Genomic DNA, 18,413 nt, shown 5'->3' with positions numbered 1-18,413 from the left:
ACGCACCCCCCTGAGCGGCTGCGCCGCTTCCCCTTCAGGGGACGCTGCCAGCAGCCCGGCAAAGCCGGTTCTGCGGCAGCCCCCGTTAGGGAGCCCTTGCCCACGTCTGGGACAATAGCGGCATGACACAGGAAATCACGATCACCCGCCCCGACGACTGGCATCTGCACGTGCGCGACGGCGCCGCGCTGGCCGCCGTGGTGCCGCACACGGCGCGCCAGTTCGGCCGCGCCATCATCATGCCCAACCTCAAGCCGCCGGTGACCACGGCCAACGAGGCCGCGCACTACCGCGCGCGCATCCGCGCCGCCGTGCCCGCCGGCGTGGCCTTCGAGCCGCTGATGACGCTCTACCTCACCGACAATCTGCCGCCCGAGGAGATCGAGCGCGCCAGGGCGGCCGGCGTGGTGGCCTGCAAGCTCTACCCGGCCGGCGCCACCACCAACAGCGATGCCGGCGTGACCGACATCCGCAAGACCTACAGGACGCTGGAGGCCATGCAGCGCGAGGGCCTGCTGCTGCTGGTGCACGGCGAGGTGACCTCGCCCGAGATCGATCTGTTCGACCGCGAGGCCGTGTTCATCGAACAGCAGTTGAAGCCCCTGCGCCGTGATTTCCCCGAACTCAGGATCGTGTTCGAGCACATCACCACGAAGGAGGCGGCGCAGTACGTGATGGAGAGCGACCGCTACACCGGCGCCACCATCACCGCGCACCACCTGCTCTACAACCGCAACGCCATCTTCACCGGCGGCATCCGTCCGCACTACTACTGCCTGCCCGTGCTCAAGCGCGAAGTGCACCGGCAGGCCCTGGTGGCCGCTGCCACCAGCGGCAGCCCGAAGTTCTTTCTCGGCACCGACAGCGCGCCGCACCCCGTGCACCTGAAGGAATACGCCACCGGCTGCGCCGGCTGCTACACCGCCCACGCCGCGATCGAGATGTACGCCGAAGCCTTCGACGCGGCCGGCGCGCTGGACAAGCTGGAGGGTTTCGCCAGTTTCCATGGCGCCGATTTCTACGGCCTGCCGCGCAACACGGGAACGATACGCCTGCGTCGCGAGAGCTGGACCCCGCCCGAGAGCTTCCCCTTTGGCGAGGCCGAGCTCAAACCCCTGCGCTCGGGTGAGGCGCTGCCATGGCGCATGGTCTGGAGCTGATCGGCTGGGACGCGCCCTGGCTGGCGGGCTATCGCGACATCGGAGTACCGCTGGCGCAGCAGATCCAGGCCGGCGGCAGCTGCGCCGAGATTCTCGACGGCGCCGGCGCCGCGGTGCGCTTCGTGTCGCAGACCGAGCTGCCGGCCGGCATGGCCTACGAGCAGTTCATCTTCGAGCGACAGCGTGTGCCCACGCGCGACGGCCTGCATGATTTTTTCAACGGCCTGGCCTGGCTGCATTTTCCGCAGACCAAGCGGCGCCTCAACCAGCTGCAGGCGGCGCAGATCGCCGCCGATGGCGTGCAGCCGGTGCGCGGGCCGCTGCGCGACGCCCTCACCGTGTTCGATGAAAACGCTGCCCTGCTGCAGGCGCCCGATGCGCTCTGGGAGGCGCTGGTCGCGCGCGACTGGCAGCAGCTTTTCATCGGCCTGCGACCGCTGTGGACGCAGGTCAGCCTGACACTGTTCGGTCATGCCCTGCTGGAAAAGCTGGTGCAGCCGCGCAAGGCCATCACCGCCCATGTTTACCCTGTGCCGCAGGGCCTGGGGCCGGCCGTGCTCGATGCCTGGCTGGCGCAGGACCTGCACGGTGAGCGCTTGGCCGGCAAGCCCTTTGTGCCCCTGCCGGTGCTGGGCGTGCCGGGCTGGTGGCCCGAGCAGGATGCGGCTTTTTATGCCGATGCCCGGGTGTTTCGCCCGCCGCGCCCGGGCTGAGGCACCAAATCGCCACAGTTGATGTGGAAATGGCTCCTCCATGCTTGAATTCGCCACATTCACCCTTACCATTTGCGCCATCGGTCCGCTTGTGTCGGGCTGTATGAGAAGGAAACCATGAAACGCATCATTCTGTTCGTCCTGACCAACCTTGCCGTGGTGGTGGTGCTGGGCATCGTGGCCAGCCTGCTGGGCGTCAACAAGTTCCTGACGGCCAACGGTCTGAACCTGGGCGCGTTGCTGGGCTTCGCGCTGATCATGGGCTTCGGCGGCGCCATCATCTCGCTGCTGATCAGCAAGCCCGTGGCCAAGTGGAGCGCCGGCGTGCAGATCATCGAGCAGCCCCAGACGCCGGACGAAGCCTGGATCGTCAACACCGTGCGCAAGTTCGCCGACCAGGCCGGCATCGGCATGCCCGAGGTCGGCATCTTCGAGGGCGACCCCAATGCCTTCGCCACCGGCGCCTTCAAGAACTCGGCCCTGGTGGCTGTCTCCACCGGGCTGCTGAGCAACATGACGCGCGAGGAGGTGGAGGCCGTGATCGGCCACGAGGTGGCCCACATCGCCAACGGCGACATGGTGACCATGACCCTGATCCAGGGCGTGATGAACACCTTCGTCGTGTTCATCAGCCGCGTGGTCGGTTATGCTGTGGACAGTTTCCTGCGCCGCAACGACGAGGAAAGCTCCGGTCCCGGCATCGGCTATTTCGTCACGACCATCGTGATGGACATCATTCTTGGCTTCCTGGCCGCCATGGTGGTGGCCTGGTTCTCGCGCCAGCGCGAGTTCCGCGCCGATGCCGGTTCGGCCCAGCTCTTGGGTCGTCGTCAGCCCATGATCAATGCGCTGGCCCGCCTGGGGGGGCTGCACACGGCCGAACTGCCCAAGAGCATGGCCGCCATGGGGATTGCCGGTGGCATCGGTCAGCTGTTCTCGACGCACCCGCCGATCGAGGAGCGCATCGCCGCGCTGCAGAACGCGCAAGGCTGAGAGACTGCGAGTCTTTCTCTCATGCCCGAGCAGCGCGCCAGAAAAACTCCCAGCCTCTGAGTCCTGAACTGAATACCGACCCCGGGGAATCCGTGTTTCCCCGGGGTTTTTGTTTTCCGGGGCATCGCTTGCATCGGCTCGGGGACATGTCCACAATGACAGGGGCCGCTTGCTGCTGAGCGCCAGCGGCCACCACCACCCGCGCCCTTCATGCCAGTTCCCTCATCGCGACCCGCTGCCGCACTTGCCTTGCGCAACTTCATGACGCGGCTGGTGCTTGCCGTGGTGATCTTCAATCTGGGTCTGATCGCTTCTGTCCTCTGGGCCTTGCAGCAGAGCCAGCAGCAGTACGAGGACCAGGCCGCGGTGACGACGGCGAACCTGGCGCGCCTGATGGAGCACGACATCGCAGCCTCCATCCGTGTGGTCGACCTGGCCCTGCAGACTGTCGCCAGTGAAGCCGCGAAGACGTCGTCTCCGGCCCAGCTCGAGGCGCTCATTGAACAGAAGCTGCAGAGGCTGCCCGAGCTGGACGGGCTGCGCGTGGCCGATGCGCAGGGGTGGCTGACCCACGGCACCGGGGTCAAGTCGGCCGGCCGGCTCAATATCGCCGACCGCGACTATTTTCTCCAGCTCCAGGCCAGGCCGGACGCCGGACTGGTGATCGGCAAGCCGGTGCAGGGGCGAATCAGCGGCAAGTGGGTGCTCAACCTGTCACGCTCCATCCAGCAGCGTGATGGCCGCTTTGCCGGGGTGGTGCAGGGTTCGGTGCCGCTGATCCTCTTCATCGAGCAGTTCATTCCCTTGCAGGTGGGCGCCAGCGGTTCGTTCACGCTGTTCGACGACGATTTCAGGCTCGTGGTCAGGCAGCCATTGCCGGGCGATTTGTCGCAATCGGTGGGACGGCCCTTCGGTTCGCAGGAGTTGCGCGCACTGGTCCGCAGCGGACGGACAGAGGCCACTTACAAGGCCCGCTCCATCGTCGACAACGTCGAGCGGATTTCCTCTTATCGCAGGGTCCAGGGCACGGCCTACCACCTGGTCATCGGCCTGGCCAGAGAAGACTATCTGGCGGCCTGGCGGGACGAGGCCTACAAGGCCGCCATCATGGTGCTGCTCTTTCTCCTGGTCAGCACCGTGTTTGCGTTTTTCATCCGCCGCACCTGGCGCAGCCAGTATGCGGCGGTGGGCGCGCTCGAGCAGGCCTACCGCACGCTGGACGCCGAAAAGCAGCTGAACCAGACCATCATCCGCTCATCGCCCTTTGCCCTCTACACACGGGACCGTCGCGGCATCGTCACGGCCTGGAACCCGGCGGCCGAGAAGCTTTTCGGCTGGCGCGCCGAACAGATCCTGGGCAAGCACCTGCTGACCGTGCCGCAAGGCAAGGAACGCGAGACGACCGAGTTGCGCGATCGGGTGTTGAGCGGCGAGAGCATCATCGATCTCGAAGTGCAGCGCCAGAAGCAGGACGGCACGCTGTTTGATCTGAGCACCACGCTGGCGCCCTTGCGCGACGCCAGCGGCGCGGTGACGGGTTATCTGGCGATTGCGGCCGACATCACCGCGCGCAAGGCGGCCGAGCAGCAGGTCGAGTTCCTGGCCTACCGCGATGTGCTGACCGGCTTGCCCAATCGCCTGCTGCTGCAGGATCGCTTCGGGCAGGCCATGGCGCATGCCGAGCGCTCGCAGAACAAGGTGGCCCTGCTGTTTCTCGATCTGGACAACTTCAAGACCATCAATGACTCGCTGGGCCACGCCGTGGGCGACGCCCTGCTCCAGGAAATCGCCGTGCGCCTGGGCGCCTGTGTGCGCGAGACCGACACCATCAGCCGCCAGGGCGGCGACGAGTTCCTGATCGTGCTCTCTGATCTGGGCGGGACGGAGGCGATCCCGCCCGTGCTGCTCAAGATCCGCGAGCGCCTGCAGGCCCCCTTTGCGGTGGACGGTCATGAACTCACCACCTCGGCTTCGATCGGGGTGGCGCTCTACCCGGACGACGGACGTGATTTCGAGACCCTGCTCAAGAGGGCGGACACGGCCATGTACCGCGCCAAGGATGCCGGGCGCAACCACTACCGTTTCTTCGACGAACAGATGAACGTCGAAGCGGTCGAACTGCTGCGCCTCAAGAGCGGCCTGCGGCGCGCTCTGGCCCAGGGGGAGTTCGAGTTGCACTACCAGCCGCAGTTCGAGTTGACGAGCGGGCGGGTGATCGGGGCCGAAGCGCTGATCCGCTGGCGTCATCCCGAGGACGGGCTGATCTCGCCGGCGCGTTTCATTCCGGTGGCCGAAGACAGCGGGCTGATCGTACCCATCGGTGAATGGGTGATCCAGGAAGCCTGCCGCCAGGCCATGGCCTGGCGCGCCGCCGGTCTGCCGTCCTTGGTCATGGCGGTCAACCTGTCGGCGGTGCAGTTCCGCCGCGGTGATCTGCAGCAGTCCATCGCCCAGGCCCTGCAGAGTTCCGGTTTCGACCCGCAGCTGCTGGAGCTGGAGCTGACCGAGTCCATCCTGATCCGCGATACCGAGAGCGTTCTCGGCAGCGTGCGCCAGCTCAAGCAACTGGGCGTGAAGCTGGCCATCGACGACTTCGGCACCGGCTACTCCAGCCTGTCCTATCTGAAGCGCTTTGATGTGGACAAGCTCAAGATCGACCAGAGCTTCATCCGCGATCTGGCCAGAGACCCGGACGATGCGGCCATCGTGCGCGCCATCATCCAGATGGGCGCGAGCCTGAGCCTGCGCACCATCGCCGAAGGTGTGGAAGACGCCGCGACACTGGCCTTGCTGCGCGAGTTCGCCTGCGACGATGCCCAGGGTTATCACTTCGCGCGCCCCATGGATGCCCAGGCCTTTGCCGGCTTCATGGCGCAGACCAGTGCGCGGCTTGTCAACGAGAAAGTAGGCATGCCATGAAACGCAGTGTGCGGACCCTGACCGGGCTGTTTCTGATGGCGATGACGCTGGGGGCGGCAGCGCAAAACTGTGACGCGGCCTGGGCCGACTACAACGAATTCAAGAGGCGCAACAAGATGGAGCCGTCGCAATATGCCTTGACGACCTATGGCGCCACGGTGCGCGCCGCCTGCGGGCCCGATGCCCTGCCGGCGCCGCCCGGCACCGACACGCCGCACCATCCCGTCGTGCGCAAGCCGCACAAACCGCCGCCACCGCCCAAGCCGAAGACACCGCCCTGAACGGGTTCTCAGCAGAAGATCAGCGCCAGCCAGGCCGGCTCGTCGAGCACATTGAGCAGCACATAGCCACCGACCCGGTAGAACCAGAGCGTGTACTGGTCCCGGCGGGTCCAGGACGGCGCGTAGATCCCGGTCGCCGTCACGACAGCATGTCCAGCGCCAGCGCTTCGGCCACCTTGATGCCATCCACCCCCGCCGAGAGGATGCCCCCGGCATAACCCGCGCCCTCGCCGGCCGGGTAGAGGCCGCGCACGTTCAGGCTCTGCAAGTCTTCGCCGCGCGGCATGCGCAGCGGCGAGGAGGTGCGGGTCTCCACGCCGGTCAGCACGGCATCCTGCATGTCGAAGCCCTTGATCTTGCGGCCGAAGGCCGGCAGCGCCTCGCGGATGGCCTCGATGGCGTAGGCGGGCAGGGCGCCATGCAGGTTGCCCAGGTGCATCCCGGGTTTGTAGGAGGGCAACACGCTGCCGAAGTCGGTCGAGGGTTTGCCGGCGATGAAATCGCCGACCAGTTGCCCCGGCGCCTCGTAATTGCTGCCGCCCAGCACATAGGCCCGGGCTTCCAGCTGGCGCTGCAGCACGATGCCCGCCAGCGGGTGGTATTGCGGGGGCTGTTGCTGGGCCATGGCGGCGGCCTGCAGGGCGTAGCGCAGACCGTCTTCCTCCCCGAAGGCGGCCTGCCAGTCGGCGGCGTCGGTGATGCCATTGGGGTAATCCGTGGGCTCGATCCCGACCACGATGCCGGCATTGGCGTTGCGCTCGTTGCGCGAATACTGGCTCATGCCGTTGGTGACCACGCGGCCCGGCTCGGAGGTGGCGGCCACCACCGTGCCGCCCGGGCACATGCAGAAGCTGTAGACCGCGCGGCCGTTCTTCGCGTGGTGCACCAGCTTGTAGTCGGCCGCGCCCAGCAGGGGATGGCCCGCGTATTTGCCCCAGCGCGCGCGGTCGATCAGGCCCTGCGGGTGCTCGATGCGAAAGCCGATGGAGAAGGGCTTGGCCAGCAGGTTCACGCCGCGGTCCCAGAGCATGGCAAAGGTGTCGCGCGAGCTGTGGCCCAGGGCCATCACCACGTGGCGCGCAGGCAGTTCGTGGCTTTGCCCTGTGGCCTGGTCCAGCACCTGCAGGCCGCGCATGACCTTGCCCTGGGGACCTTCATCGAGCAGCACATCGGTCACGCGCTGCCCGAAGCGGATCTCGCCGCCCAGGGCGATGATCTGCTCGCGGATGCTTTCCACCACCTTGACCAGCTTGAAGGTGCCGATGTGCGGATGCGCCTCGACCAGAATCTCCGCGGGTGCGCCCGCCAGCACGAACTCGTGCATGACCTTGCGGCCCAGGTGGCGCGGGTCCTTGATCTGGCTGTACAGTTTGCCGTCGGAGAAGGTGCCGGCGCCGCCTTCGCCGAACTGGACGTTCGATTCCGGCTTGAGGATGTGCTTGCGCCACAGGCCCCAGGTGTCCTGGGTGCGCTGGCGCACCGTGGCGCCACGTTCGATCACGATGGGCCTGAAGCCCATCTGCGCCAGCAGCAGCGCGGCAAAGATGCCGCAGGGGCCGAAGCCCACGACGACGGGCCGTTCCTGCAGACCGGCCGGGGCCTGTGCCACCGGGTGGTAGACCAGATCCGGGCCGGGGCCGATGTGCGGATGTGACGCAAATTTTGCGAGCAGGGAAGTTTCGAGCGCGGGCGCCAGCTCCACGTCGACGATGTAGACCTGCTGCAGTTCGGCCTTGCGCGCGTCGAAGCTGCGCTTGTAGACGGTGTGGCGGGGGATGTCGCCGGGCGCGAGGCCCAGCGTCTGGGCGATGAGCGCGGGCAGCGCCTCGGGCGGGTGCTCCAGCGGCAGCTTGAGTTCGGTCAGTCGGATCATGAAATTCCCTGGGCTTGTATCGATCAAGCAGAAGAAGGCCGCCATGATACGCCGGGGAGGGGATAATCTGGTCCGTGAAGTCGGCCAGACCGCCGCTGGTGCAATCTGGGAAACCAGGCACTGGAGGAACGTCCGGACTGCACAGGGCAGCGTAGGAGGTAACACCTCTCCACCGTGAGGTGAGGATCAGAGCAACAGAGACGAGCCCATTAAGTTGGGGTGAAACGGGCAATCTCTACGCGCAGCAATACCAAATAGGCACACGTTGACGGGGCCCCCCGAGTGTGCGGGTAGGTAGCACCGAGCCGGTGGGGCGACCCCCGGCCCAGATTAATGGCGGTCACACCGCAGGCGACTGCGGGCGCACAGAATCCGGCTTATCGGCCGACTTCACACTTATGCCCATGGGCGCTGCCGCGGCAGCGCCCATTTTCTTTGCTGCTTCAGCGCTTGCCGGTCAGGGCCGCGGCCAGGGCGAACACCGAGTTCGGCGCCGTGGTCTTGACGGGCTCGACCTTGCGCCGGGTGAAGATGCCGCGCCGGCTGGCCGGCCTCGCCTCCACCTGCACGCCCTTGGCGCGTTGCTCCTCGCAGAGCTGCTGCAGCTTGATGGACTGCAGGTGCTCCATCATGCGGCTGTTCAGGCCGCTCCACAGGTCCTGTGTCAGCTGCCAGCCGGCCTCGCCGGTCTCGGAGGCTTCCTCGGACTGCAGGGCGCGCGCGCCTTCGACGGCGCGGATGATGTCGGCCACGCTGATCTGCTGCGGGTTGCGGCCCAGGGTGTAGCCCCCGCCCGGCCCGCGGGTGCTCTCCACCAGGCCCTGCTGACGCAGCTTGCTGAACAGTTGTTCCAGGTAGGACAGCGAGATCTGCAGCCGCAGCCCGATGGAATTCAGGGGGACGGGGCCGCCGGTCTCGCGCAGGGCGAGATCGATCATGGCGGCGACGGCAAACCGGCTCTTGGCGCTTAAACGCATGGCAGTTTCCTTTCTGCAGACAGGTGGTGCGGGTGCGAGACACCCGCACGGATCACTGTAAGCCTCGGTGATATTCCGGTAAATTCGAATTTTCAAACGAATCTCTTCGATTAAAACGAAGCGAGCGAGTTCCCATGAATTTCAAGCATTTGCATTATTTCTGGGTGGCGGCACGAACGGGCGGCATCCTGAAGGCGGGTGAGCAGTTACATACTACGCCACAAACCCTGTCCGGGCAGATCAAATTGCTCGAAGAGCGTCTGGGCCGCAAGCTGTTTCGCAAAAGCGGGCGCCAACTGGAACTGACCGACGACGGGCGCGTGGCCCTGGGTTATGCCGACGAGATCTTCACGCTGGGGGCTGAACTGGAGGCCGCCCTGCGCCAGCCGCAGGGCGGACCGCGCCTGCTGGACTTTCGCGTGGGGGTGGCGGATTCGGTGGCCAAGTCGGTGGCCTACCGCCTGCTGGCGCCGGCCATGGACCTGGCTCAGCCGGTGCGCCTGATCGGTGTGGAGGGCAAGTTCCCCGACCTGCTGGCGCAGCTGGCGCTGCACCGGCTGGATCTGGTGATCGCCGACGAGCCGCTGACCCGCCGCATCAGCGTCAAGGCCTACAACCACGCGCTGGGCGCCACGCCCATGAGCTTCTTTTGCGCCCCCTCGCTGCGAGGGCGGCTGCAAGGGGACTTTCCGCAATGCCTGCACGGCGCGCCCATGCTGATCCAGGGCGCGGCCTCCTCGGTGCGACAACAGCTCGACGGCTGGCTGGCGCGCCAGCAGATCCAGCCGCGTATCGTGGGTGAGTTCGACGATGGTGCGCTGATGACGGCCTTCGGCCGCGAGGGCCGGGGCGTCTTCATGTCGCCCGCCGTGCTGGAGGCCGAGACGGTGGCCCACTACGGCGTGGAGGTGATCGGCCGCAGCGAGGAATTGGTCGAGGAGTTTTACGCGGTTTCGGTCGAGCGGCGCATCAAGCACCCGGCGGTGGCAGCCATCACGCAGGCAGCACGCGGCCGTCTGTTCCACGCCTGAGTCTTAGCGCGGGCAGGAGGAAGCATCCGCCCCGGCCTTGAGCAGTTCGGCGCGCCGCGGCGTGGCCGGGTGGGTGCTGAGCCAGTCGCCCACCATGCTGCTGCTGGCCTTGCCGTCCTTTGTGTCAGCGTCCTTGCGTCCGCGTGACATGCCCAGCAGCAGGTCGGCCATGGGCGCGGCAGGCCGCCGGGCCAGCGCCATCAGGCGCAGCGCGAAGCAGTCGGACTCGCTTTCATGCTGACGCCGGTAGGCCAGGCCGGTCATCACCGTGCTGGTCATGGACACCAGGCTGGAGACGTCGCCCAGGGCCAGGCCCAGGCCGACGTTGAGCACACCCTGCTCCACCACCAGGCGGGTGCCGTGGCGGTGTTCGACATGGCCGATTTCGTGCGCCAGCACACCCAGCAGCGCGTCGTCGCCCAGGCCCTGCTTGGCGGCTTCTGCGACCAGCTCATCGGTCATGACGACCGTGCCGCCGGGCAGGGCGAAGGCATTGGGGCCCATGCCGCGACGAAAGTGCAGTTCGTAGCGCGGGGTGTAGGCCGGGTAGCGCTTGAGCGAGGGCTCCAGGCGGGCGAGCAGTTCCGTGAACTGCGTGCGCAGTTCCTGCTGGCGCTCGGGGGGCAACTGGCTGGGCTTGAGCCAGGCCTGGTCCACCTGGGCCAGGGCCTGCTGGCTCAGGCTGAGTTCCCACTCCAGCGGCACATGGCGGCTCAGTTGCGCGGCGGCCCAGGGTGTGCCCCAGCGGTAGAAGGCCAACAGGCCGGCCACGGCCACGAGCAGCACACCCAGCAGCACCGGCCAGCGGGTCTGCATGCGCTGGGCCAGGCCGGGGCGGTCGCCGGCCGCGGCCAGGGCCTGCTGCCAGGCCTGGGGCTGGTCGATCTCCACGCTGCCGTGGTTACGCAAGGCCACGGTGATGCGTTCGGGCGCGCGGCCGGCGCTCCATTGCGGCGGCCACTCGACCTCGTCGTATCCGAAGCGGCGCGAGGCGGCATGCGCCAGATCCACCACGTGCAGGTGCAGGGCCGGGCCCCGGGGGCCGGGCTCCAGCACGATCAGCACTTCGCGCGCGCGGCTGTGGCGCCCGTTGAACCACTTGGCCCGCAGGGGCGCGGCAACGGGTTTCGGCGCCGTAGTCATATCAGGCCCTAACCCACGATGTCCAGTCCGGCCATGTCGGCCAGGGCATCACCGAGCGCATCCTGCTGGCGCACCAGCTCACCGACCAGCTGGTCCAGCCCGCCCTTGATGTGCAGGGTGACCGCGTCGGTCTTCATGCGGTATTCGCTGACGCGGGCGTAGGGGCGATAGAAGCCCAGGGTCAGCAGGGTGAGCAGGATGTTCTTGATGCGCAGGCGCACAAAGGCCCAATGCCGCAGGTCGCACTTGAAGCGGGCGATCTGGCTCAGGCCCACATTGCTCCAGATCAGCCTGAACATGCGCGCTTCGCGGTAGGCGCGGGCCGGGGCCGAGGCGAGGACCAGGCCCAGGAAGGCGGCGATCACAATGAGGAAGATCAGCAGGAACACGGCCGGGCCGCGGGCCGCTCTGAACATGGATTCGATGGTGTAGGCCGCACCGACGGCCAGGGCCAGGATCAGGGCCACGCCGGCCAGGAACACGACGATGGTCGCACCCCAGATGCGCACGAAATCGCCATAGACCGGTTTCCAGCGGCCACGCTGCTTGCCGATGCCGGTGCGCAGCACCAGCAGGCTCTTGTAGTTGAATTCCACGCGGATGATGCACAGCACGCTGAGCGCCAGGCCGAGGGCGATCAGTCCCCACATGGGCGCGTCCATCCGGGGCCAGGCCGGGCCGGGCCTGCCGTTCTGCGCGCGCGCCGGCGGCGCCGCGTCGGCGGACAGGACGTCGAGCCCGTAGGTGATGCCGACCCAGATCGCGGCCATCAGGAAGATCGGCCAGCTGGCCACGTAGACGTCTTTCCAGCGCGCGGTGAACTGCAGCTGCAGGCCGCGCCAGCGCGTGCTGGCCAGACGGAAACGCATGGCGCTGCCCCAGATGTAGGGGGCCAGCAGGGCGACGGCAATGATGAAGATCGAGACCACGGTGTCCTGCCCGGTCTCGGCGGCGATCTTGTAGGCCACGTAGAGCAGGGCGAAGAGGATGAAACTGACCACCATCTTGCGCAGCGGCGCGGTGAACTCCAGCGGGCTGCCGGCGATCATGGTGTGGTCGTAGAAATAACGCGCGGTGCGCCGGCGCGCCCAGGGCGTGTACAGGCCCAGGGTGACGATGGACAGCAGCAGGTTGACGATCCAGACCCGGAAGTATTCGCCACCGCTGCCGGAGAAACGGAGCCGGTAGGCGGCGATGCCGTGGCGCTGTGTCGTGCTGTCCATGTCTCTCCTTGTCGTGTTGTTGCGCAGGCAGTTTAGCAGCGCCGCCCAGGCGTTTGAGGGCGTCAGAAGCGCTCGTGGGCCTGCAGGTAACGCCACTGTCCGGGGGGCAGCTGGGTCATGGGCACGCGGCCGATGCGGATGCGTTTCATGGCCAGGATCTGCAGGCCGGCGCGTTCGCAGACGTAGGCGATCAGGCCGTCATGCATGCCCTTGATGGCCAGGCGCAATTTGCTGCGGCCCGCCTGGCTGCTGTTCAGGCTGGCCTTGATCGGCGGCAGCGGCCGCCCGCCTTCGTCGGTGGCCCGCATGAGCAGCGCCAGCTGGGCGGCCGAGACCTCGCCCCGGACTTCGACCGTCACTTCCACTTCGATCACCCGCCCGTCATCGGCGAGCTTGCGCGCCACGCGCCCGTCCTGGGTGTAGACCAGCAGGCCGCTGGCCGCGGGCTCCAGCGGGGTGGCGCAGGTGAGCTGGTGGAAGTGGCGTTTGAGAACGCGGATACCGCTGGGGTCTTCGCGACTATGGCTGGCCGCGTTCAGCAGTTGCTGCGGCGAGGCCTGGTCGGCGGGCTTGTGCAGCAGCAGCGTGACCGGCAGCAGTTCCGTCAGCCGGGCCGCGGGGTCGATCTCGATCAGTTCGTGTTGCACCCTGTGCTGCGGTTCCTCGACGACCCGGCCATCGACCCGCACCCAGCCGCCTTCGATGTACTGCTCGGCCTCGCTGCGTGAACAGGCCCGCAGGGCGGCCACGCGTTTGGACAGGCGGACGGGCTCGTTCATGGCGCACCGCCGGCTTGTGACTGCAGCCGTTCGACATGGGCCAGCAGGGAGCGTTTGGCCAGCGGCCAGATGCTGGACGGCACGTCGTCATAGGCCAGCACCACCCAGTCGTCCAGGGTGCCCTGGGGCCGGGCCTGCATGGCCACGCGCACCTTGGCTTCGCGCGCCAGCCGGTGGGCCTTGAGTTTGGCGATGACCTCCCGCGCGTTGTCCATGACATGGCCGTGCGCCGGCAGGATGTAGCCCAGGCCGAGCGCCGCGCAAGCGCCATCCAGCGCATCCAGTGCGTCGAGGTAGGCCGTCATATTGCCGTCGGGCGGGTTGATCACCGTGGTGCTGCCGTTGAGGATGTGGTCGCCCGAGAACAGCAGGCCGTCCTGTGCCAGCAGCAGACAGAGGTGGTTGGCGGCATGGCCCGGGGTGTGGATGACCTGCAGGGTGTGGCGCCGCTTGCTCTGCGCGGCGTGCAGGGTGAGCGGTTCACCATCGGCCAGCGCACGGTCGGGCACGAAGTGGCTGGTGGCGTTGGCGGTGGGGGCCGAGGGCAGGCCCAGCACCGGTGGCCTGCTGCCACCACGCTGCGCGCACAGGGCTTGCAAGGGCCGCGCGGCCGGGGCGTGGTCAGCGTGTGAATGGGTGCAGACGATCAGGCGGATGTCGCCGCCGGCGGCCTGCCACAGGCGTTCGATGTGCGCCGCGTCGTCGGGGCCGGGGTCGATCACGGTCCAGCCCGTGGCCGCTTCGCCGACCAGGTAGCTGTTGGTGCCCGGGCCGGTCATCAGGCCGGGGTTGGGCGCGGTCAGGCGCAGCACATGGGGCAGCAGGGCCACGGCCTGCCCATGCTGCCAGGGTGGCGCGGCCAGCAGGCCGGATTGGGGTTCGTGCGGGGTGGACGCTGCGGGATTTGGGCTTACCATGGAACGATTCTGCACGACACAACGAGGAGACACCATGATGCAAAAAAGAACTTGCCTGCGCCTGATGCTGGCATTGGCCGGCGCTGCAGGCCTGCTGTTATGCCAGGGCGCGCTGGCACAGGACTGGCCGAGCAAGCAGCCGATCAAGCTGGTGGCGGTGTTCCCGCCCGGTGGCTCGGTGGACCAGGTCTCGCGCCTGCTGGCCCCGTACCTGCAGCAGGAGCTTGGGCAGAGCGTGATCGTGGACAACAAGGGGGGCGCTTCCGGCTCGATCGGTGCGGCGGCGGTCGCGGCGGCGCCGGCCGATGGCTACACCTTTGCCGTGGTGTTCGATACCCATGGCGTCAACCCCAGCCTGATTCCCAATCTGCCCTTCGACTCGAAGAAGGACCTGAGCACCGTCATCGTCCTCGGCACCTCGCCCATGGTGCTGGCCACGTACGCCGGCTCCGAGTTCAAGACCTTCGCCGACGTGGTGGCGGCCGCCAAGGGTGCGAAGGGCGCGAATTACGGCTCCATCGGCTCGGGCAGCCTGGGCCACCTCGCCATGGCCCTGCTGGGCAAGAACGGTGGCATGAATTTCAATCACATCCCCTACAAGGGGGGCGGCCCGCTGATGAACGATGCTGTCGCCGGCCACGTGCCGCTGGCCATCGGCTCGGTGTTTGTGGTCAAGCCGCACGTGGACAGCAAGCGCATGCGGGCCCTGGCCGTCACCACCAGCAAGCGCGCGCCGCAACTGCCGGATGTGCCGACCATTGCCGAGAGCGGCTTTGCCGGCTTCGACGCGCCCGCCTGGTGGGCTGTGCTGGCGCCGGCCAAGACACCGCCGGCCATCGTGCAGCGCATGAATGACGCCATCAACAAGGTCATGAAGAACCCCGAAGTCGCCAAGCGGCTGGAGAGCCAAGGCATCGATGTGCTGGGCGGCACGTCGCAGGCCGGGCAGGCCTTCATCGAGCGCCAGATGGACATCTGGGCCAAGGTGGTCAAAGACAACAACATCAAGCCGGATTGATGTTGCCTCCACGGGTCGCCACACTGCGTGTGGCCCCCTGTGGGGCCTCGGCCCCACAGGGGGCCACGTTTCGCCTTGGGGCGGCCCGGCGGCGAAACAGATCCCCGCGCGTCGAGTTCAGTCCTCCGGTGTGACCTGCAGCGCCACCAGGAACCGCGCCACCATGTTGTAGGTGGCGATGGCGCTGGTCAGCTCGACGATCTGGGTCTCGTTGAAATGCCGGCGCAGGGCGTCGAACACCTCGTCGCTCACCTTCACGTCCAGCGTCATCTGCGCGGCATAACGGATCACCAGCGTTTCCAGTTCGCTCAAGGAGGGATCGCGCGGGATGCCGCGTGGATCGATCTTGACGAAAGCGTTGAGGGCGTCGAGCTGGGCCTGCGTGCCGCCGGCGCCCAGGAAGTCCGGGGCATGGTGGTGGTACTCGTACCTGGCGCCGGTCAGCAGGGCCACGGTGCAGATGCCCAGCTCACGCAGCTTGAGGCTGGTGGGCAGCTCGCTGCGCACGGCCTTGAGGTAGGTGTTCCAGCCGCGGGCCAGGGGTTCGCTCCACAGCAGGGCCTTGTCCAGGTTGATGAGAGTGCCGCCGCGGCGCGCCAGGATGGCGTCCACCAGTTCCTTCGGCTGGGGTTTGCGTTCGGGGGTCCATTCGGGCAGGCGCATCGTTGTTTTCTCGTGAGTGGGTGAGTGAATTGGAGCGGACAGCCTCAAGGATACGCCTTGAAACGGCGGATAATTTACTGCCATGCGTATCCGCTTTACCAAGATGCAGGGTGCGGGCAACGACTTTGTGGTGCTCGACGAGACGCAAGGCCGTCTTGGCCTGTCCACCGCCCAGTACCGCTGGCTGGCCGACCGTCATTTCGGCGTCGGCGCCGACCAGATTCTCACCGTGCGGCCGGCCCCGGCGGCCGGCATCGATTTTGAATACGTGATCCATAACGCCGACGGCGCCGAGGTGGAGCAGTGCGGCAACGGCGCGCGCTGCTTCGCACGTTTTGTGCGCGACCAGGGCCTGACGGCCAAGGACAGCCTGCGCGTGCAAACGCTGGGCGGCGTGATCGAACCCCGTCTCACGCCCGATGGCCGCGTCACCGTGGACATGGGCGCGCCCATCTTCGAACTGTCGCGCATCCCTTTCGACGGCGCCGGCCTCACACCCGTGGCCAGCGGCGCCTGGTTGACCTGGGCGCTGCCGGTGCAAGGCCTCACCGTGCCGGTGGCCGTGCTCTCCATGGGCAACCCGCATGCGGTGCAGCTGGTGGTCGATGTGGAAACGGCGCCTGTGCATGCGCAGGGGCCCCTGATCGAAAGCCACGCGCGTTTCCCGCGTCGCGTCAACGCCGGCTTCCTGCAGGTGCTGGACCGTGCGCACGTGAAACTGCGCGTGTGGGAGCGCGGCGCCGGCGAAACGCTGGCCTGCGGCACCGGCGCCTGCGCGGCCGTGGTGGCCGGCATCCGCCTGGGCCTGCTCGATGCGCGGGTGGACGTGCAGACGCGCGGCGGTGTGCTCACCATCGAATGGGCTGGTGGCGTCGATGCAGCCGGGCCGCCCCAAGGCGGCGACAACCCCCTCGGGGGGCAGCGATCTACACGCAGTGAGGGGCGTGGGGGCCCTGTCCCGCCTGTGTTCATGACCGGCCCGGCCACCACTGTCTTCCAAGGCGAAGTCGATGTGCCCACCCTCTGAAACCGCTCAACGCTCAACACCGGACGCTCAACGCCCATGACCGAACAAGACATTGCCAGCTACCTGCACGACAACCCCGAGTTCTTCGAGCGCCAGGCCGATCTGCTGGCCGCCGTGCGCCTGATCAGTCCGCACAGCCGGCGCACGGTCAGCCTGCAGGAGCGCCAGGCCGAGATGCTGCGCGAGAAGATCCGCATGCTCGAAGGTCGCCTGATCGAGATGATCCGCCACGGCAGCGACAACCTGGCGCTGTCGGACCGCATGCTGTGCTGGGCCCGTGACCTCTTCCTGGCGCAGGAGCCGGCAGCGATTCCCGAGGCGGTGGCCAGCTCCATCCAGCTGCAATTCGCCGTGCCGCAGGTGGCCATACGCGTCTGGGACGTGGCGCCTGCCCATGCCGGCGCCGCTTTTGCCCAGGGTGTGAGCGAGGACGCGCGCCTGCTGGCCCATTCGCTGCGTGAGCCTTTCTGCGGCGTCAATTCCGGTTTCGAAGCCACCGCCTGGCTGGCCCATCCCTCACAGGCCGTCTCTTTGGCTCTGCTGCCCCTGCGTCCGCTGGAAGCGGACGCAGTTTCCGTTTCTCGTCCGCTGGGCACGGCCGGCAGCAATGGCCCGGCCTTCGGCATGCTGGTGCTGGCCTCGCCCGATGCCCAGCGCTACACCAGCACCATGGGCACGGAGTTCCTCGCGCGCATCGCCGAGGTGGCGAGCGCGGCGCTGACGCCGCTGAGGTAAACCGTGACCCGGCCCGTCGCGCTCGCGGCCGACGACCTCGCTCTGGTCGAACGCTATCTGGAGCATGTGCGGGTCGAGAAACGCCTGGCGCAGCGCACCGTCGAGCTTTATGCGCTGGACCTGCGCAAGCTCGCCGACTTCGCGGCTGAAACCAAAGTGCCGCTGCGCCAGGTGCACAGCGCGCATGTGCGGCGCTGGATTGCGCAGATGCACAGCGGCGGCCGCAGCGGCCGTGGCATTGCGCTTGTCCTGTCGGGCTGGCGCGGCTTTTATGCCTGGCTCGGGCGCGAGAGTCTGGTCGGCAGCAATCCGGTGCAGGACGTGCGCGCGCCCAAGGCGGCCAAGCCCCTGCCCAAGGCGCTGAGCGTCGACGATGCGGTGCAGCTGGCCGGTTTCCGCGCCGAAGAGAGCGATCCCTGGCTGGAGGCGCGTGATGCCGCCATGGTCGAGCTGCTCTACAGCAGCGGCCTGCGCGTGAGCGAGCTGACGGGCCTGGACGTGGCCGCCAGTGGCACGGCGCGTGGCTGGATCGACCTGCGGGCCGGTGAGGTGCACGTGCTGGGCAAGGGCGGTAAGCGGCGCAGCGTGCCGGTGGGCTCGGCCGCGATGGCGGCCCTTCAGCACTGGCTGCAGCTGCGTGCCAGCGCAGGCGCGCCGGCCGGACAGGCGGCGCTTTTCACGGGCCGCCAGGGCACACGCCTCACGCCCCAGTCGATCTGGTTGCGAATCAAGCGCCGCAGCCTGCAGGCGGGACTGGCCACGCCGGTGCATCCGCACATGCTGCGCCATTCCTTTGCCAGCCATGTGCTGCAGTCCAGCAGCGACCTGCGCGCGGTGCAGGAATTGCTGGGCCACGCCAACATCAGCACCACGCAGGTCTATACACGGCTCGACTTCCAGCACCTGGCGCGGGCCTACGACGCGGCGCATCCGCGCGCGCGCAGCAAGAAGACTTGATGCC

17 protein-coding genes, 1 other RNA gene and 1 pseudogene are annotated in these 18,413 nt (G+C 67.5%); 11 read left to right on the top strand and 8 right to left on the bottom strand.

Annotated features, from left to right (window positions below):
• The first annotated feature begins 122 nt into the window (after window positions 1-122).
• The 5 genes from pyrC (at window position 123) to ACYVH8_RS06620 (ending at window position 6,066) form a co-directional block, all read left to right on the top strand.
• Window positions 123-1,160: a dihydroorotase gene (gene pyrC, locus ACYVH8_RS06640; RefSeq protein ID WP_460488089.1), complete on the top strand. Its 1,038-nt coding sequence runs from the start codon at window positions 123-125 to the stop codon at window positions 1,158-1,160.
• Window positions 1,139-1,873 (top strand): DUF3025 domain-containing protein, encoded by a 735-nt coding sequence (locus tag ACYVH8_RS06635; RefSeq protein WP_460488088.1) that lies wholly within the window; start codon window positions 1,139-1,141, stop codon window positions 1,871-1,873. The genes pyrC and ACYVH8_RS06635 overlap by 22 nt, the downstream gene beginning before the upstream one ends.
• Before the next feature lie 117 nt (window positions 1,874-1,990).
• Window positions 1,991-2,866: a protease HtpX gene (gene htpX / locus ACYVH8_RS06630; RefSeq protein ID WP_460488087.1), complete on the top strand. Its 876-nt coding sequence runs from the start codon at window positions 1,991-1,993 to the stop codon at window positions 2,864-2,866.
• Window positions 2,867-3,076: 210 nt separating this feature from the next.
• Window positions 3,077-5,785, top strand: a complete 2,709-nt coding sequence (locus ACYVH8_RS06625) for a bifunctional diguanylate cyclase/phosphodiesterase (RefSeq protein WP_460488086.1) — start codon at window positions 3,077-3,079, stop codon at window positions 5,783-5,785.
• Window positions 5,782-6,066, top strand: a complete 285-nt coding sequence (locus ACYVH8_RS06620) for a hypothetical protein (RefSeq protein WP_460488085.1) — start codon at window positions 5,782-5,784, stop codon at window positions 6,064-6,066. The genes ACYVH8_RS06625 and ACYVH8_RS06620 overlap by 4 nt, the downstream gene beginning before the upstream one ends.
• Window positions 6,067-6,074: 8 nt before the next feature.
• On the opposite strand, the gene ACYVH8_RS06615 is transcribed toward ACYVH8_RS06620, so the two are convergent.
• Window positions 6,075-6,209 carry a hypothetical protein gene (locus ACYVH8_RS06615; RefSeq protein ID WP_460488084.1) on the bottom strand — a complete coding sequence of 45 codons (135 nt, stop codon included), beginning with the start codon at window positions 6,207-6,209 and terminating at the stop codon, window positions 6,075-6,077.
• The gene (locus ACYVH8_RS06610; protein WP_460488083.1) at window positions 6,206-7,939 is read right to left on the bottom strand and encodes an NAD(P)/FAD-dependent oxidoreductase; all 1,734 of its coding nucleotides are present in this window, start codon (window positions 7,937-7,939) and stop codon (window positions 6,206-6,208) included. Before ACYVH8_RS06610 ends, ACYVH8_RS06615 begins: the two co-directional genes overlap by 4 nt.
• 76 nt (window positions 7,940-8,015) lie before the next feature.
• On the opposite strand from ACYVH8_RS06610, the gene rnpB reads away from it, so the two are divergent.
• An RNA gene (gene rnpB, locus ACYVH8_RS06605) (RNase P RNA component class A) lies at window positions 8,016-8,335 on the top strand.
• 47 nt (window positions 8,336-8,382) lie between these two features.
• On the opposite strand, the gene ACYVH8_RS06600 is transcribed toward rnpB, so the two are convergent.
• A complete protein-coding gene (locus ACYVH8_RS06600; protein ID WP_460488082.1) occupies window positions 8,383-8,916 on the bottom strand; it encodes an Rrf2 family transcriptional regulator in 534 nt (177 codons plus the stop codon).
• Between the two features lie 134 nt (window positions 8,917-9,050).
• On the opposite strand from ACYVH8_RS06600, the gene nhaR reads away from it, so the two are divergent.
• A complete protein-coding gene (nhaR, locus tag ACYVH8_RS06595; protein ID WP_460488081.1) occupies window positions 9,051-9,947 on the top strand; it encodes a transcriptional activator NhaR in 897 nt (298 codons plus the stop codon).
• A gap of 3 nt (window positions 9,948-9,950) precedes the next feature.
• Here the strand turns inward: nhaR and ACYVH8_RS06590 are convergent, their stop codons facing one another.
• The 4 genes and pseudogenes from ACYVH8_RS06590 to ACYVH8_RS06575 form a co-directional block, all read right to left on the bottom strand.
• The gene (locus ACYVH8_RS06590) at window positions 9,951-11,090 is read right to left on the bottom strand and encodes a M48 family metallopeptidase (RefSeq protein ID WP_460488080.1); all 1,140 of its coding nucleotides are present in this window, start codon (window positions 11,088-11,090) and stop codon (window positions 9,951-9,953) included.
• Between the two features lie 8 nt (window positions 11,091-11,098).
• Complete coding sequence (locus ACYVH8_RS06585) at window positions 11,099-12,313, bottom strand: YjgN family protein (protein ID WP_460488079.1); 1,215 nt, start codon at window positions 12,311-12,313, stop codon at window positions 11,099-11,101.
• 62 nt (window positions 12,314-12,375) lie between these two features.
• Complete coding sequence (locus tag ACYVH8_RS06580; protein ID WP_460488078.1) at window positions 12,376-13,092, bottom strand: RNA pseudouridine synthase; 717 nt, start codon at window positions 13,090-13,092, stop codon at window positions 12,376-12,378.
• Window positions 13,089-13,970 (bottom strand): annotated as a pseudogene (locus tag ACYVH8_RS06575) (MBL fold metallo-hydrolase); the annotation flags it as partial. The gene ACYVH8_RS06580 and the pseudogene ACYVH8_RS06575, both read right to left, overlap by 4 nt.
• A gap of 73 nt (window positions 13,971-14,043) precedes the next feature.
• Between ACYVH8_RS06575 and ACYVH8_RS06570 the strand changes: the two are divergent.
• Window positions 14,044-15,027 (top strand): tripartite tricarboxylate transporter substrate binding protein, encoded by a 984-nt coding sequence (locus tag ACYVH8_RS06570; protein ID WP_460488077.1) that lies wholly within the window; start codon window positions 14,044-14,046, stop codon window positions 15,025-15,027.
• 117 nt (window positions 15,028-15,144) lie between these two features.
• Here ACYVH8_RS06570 and ACYVH8_RS06565 read toward each other — a convergent pair whose 3' ends face one another.
• Window positions 15,145-15,690, bottom strand: a complete 546-nt coding sequence (locus ACYVH8_RS06565) for a carboxymuconolactone decarboxylase family protein (RefSeq protein WP_460488076.1) — start codon at window positions 15,688-15,690, stop codon at window positions 15,145-15,147.
• Between the two features lie 82 nt (window positions 15,691-15,772).
• Between ACYVH8_RS06565 and dapF the strand changes: the two genes are divergently transcribed.
• From dapF to xerC, 3 genes are read left to right on the top strand one after another with little or no spacing between them, the layout of a single operon-like run.
• Entirely contained in the window at window positions 15,773-16,717 is a 945-nt protein-coding gene (gene dapF / locus ACYVH8_RS06560) for a diaminopimelate epimerase (RefSeq protein WP_460488075.1), read from the top strand.
• A gap of 36 nt (window positions 16,718-16,753) precedes the next feature.
• On the top strand, window positions 16,754-17,452 hold the full coding sequence (locus tag ACYVH8_RS06555; protein WP_460488074.1) for a DUF484 family protein: 699 nt from the start codon (window positions 16,754-16,756) through the stop codon (window positions 17,450-17,452).
• A 3-nt stretch (window positions 17,453-17,455) separates the two neighbouring features.
• Entirely contained in the window at window positions 17,456-18,409 is a 954-nt protein-coding gene (gene xerC / locus ACYVH8_RS06550) for a tyrosine recombinase XerC (RefSeq protein WP_460488073.1), read from the top strand.
• The last annotated feature ends 4 nt before the right edge of the window (window positions 18,410-18,413 follow it).

This window comes from Curvibacter fontanus (assembly GCF_054780335.1).
This window is presented reverse-complemented; position numbering and strand designations above follow the sequence as displayed.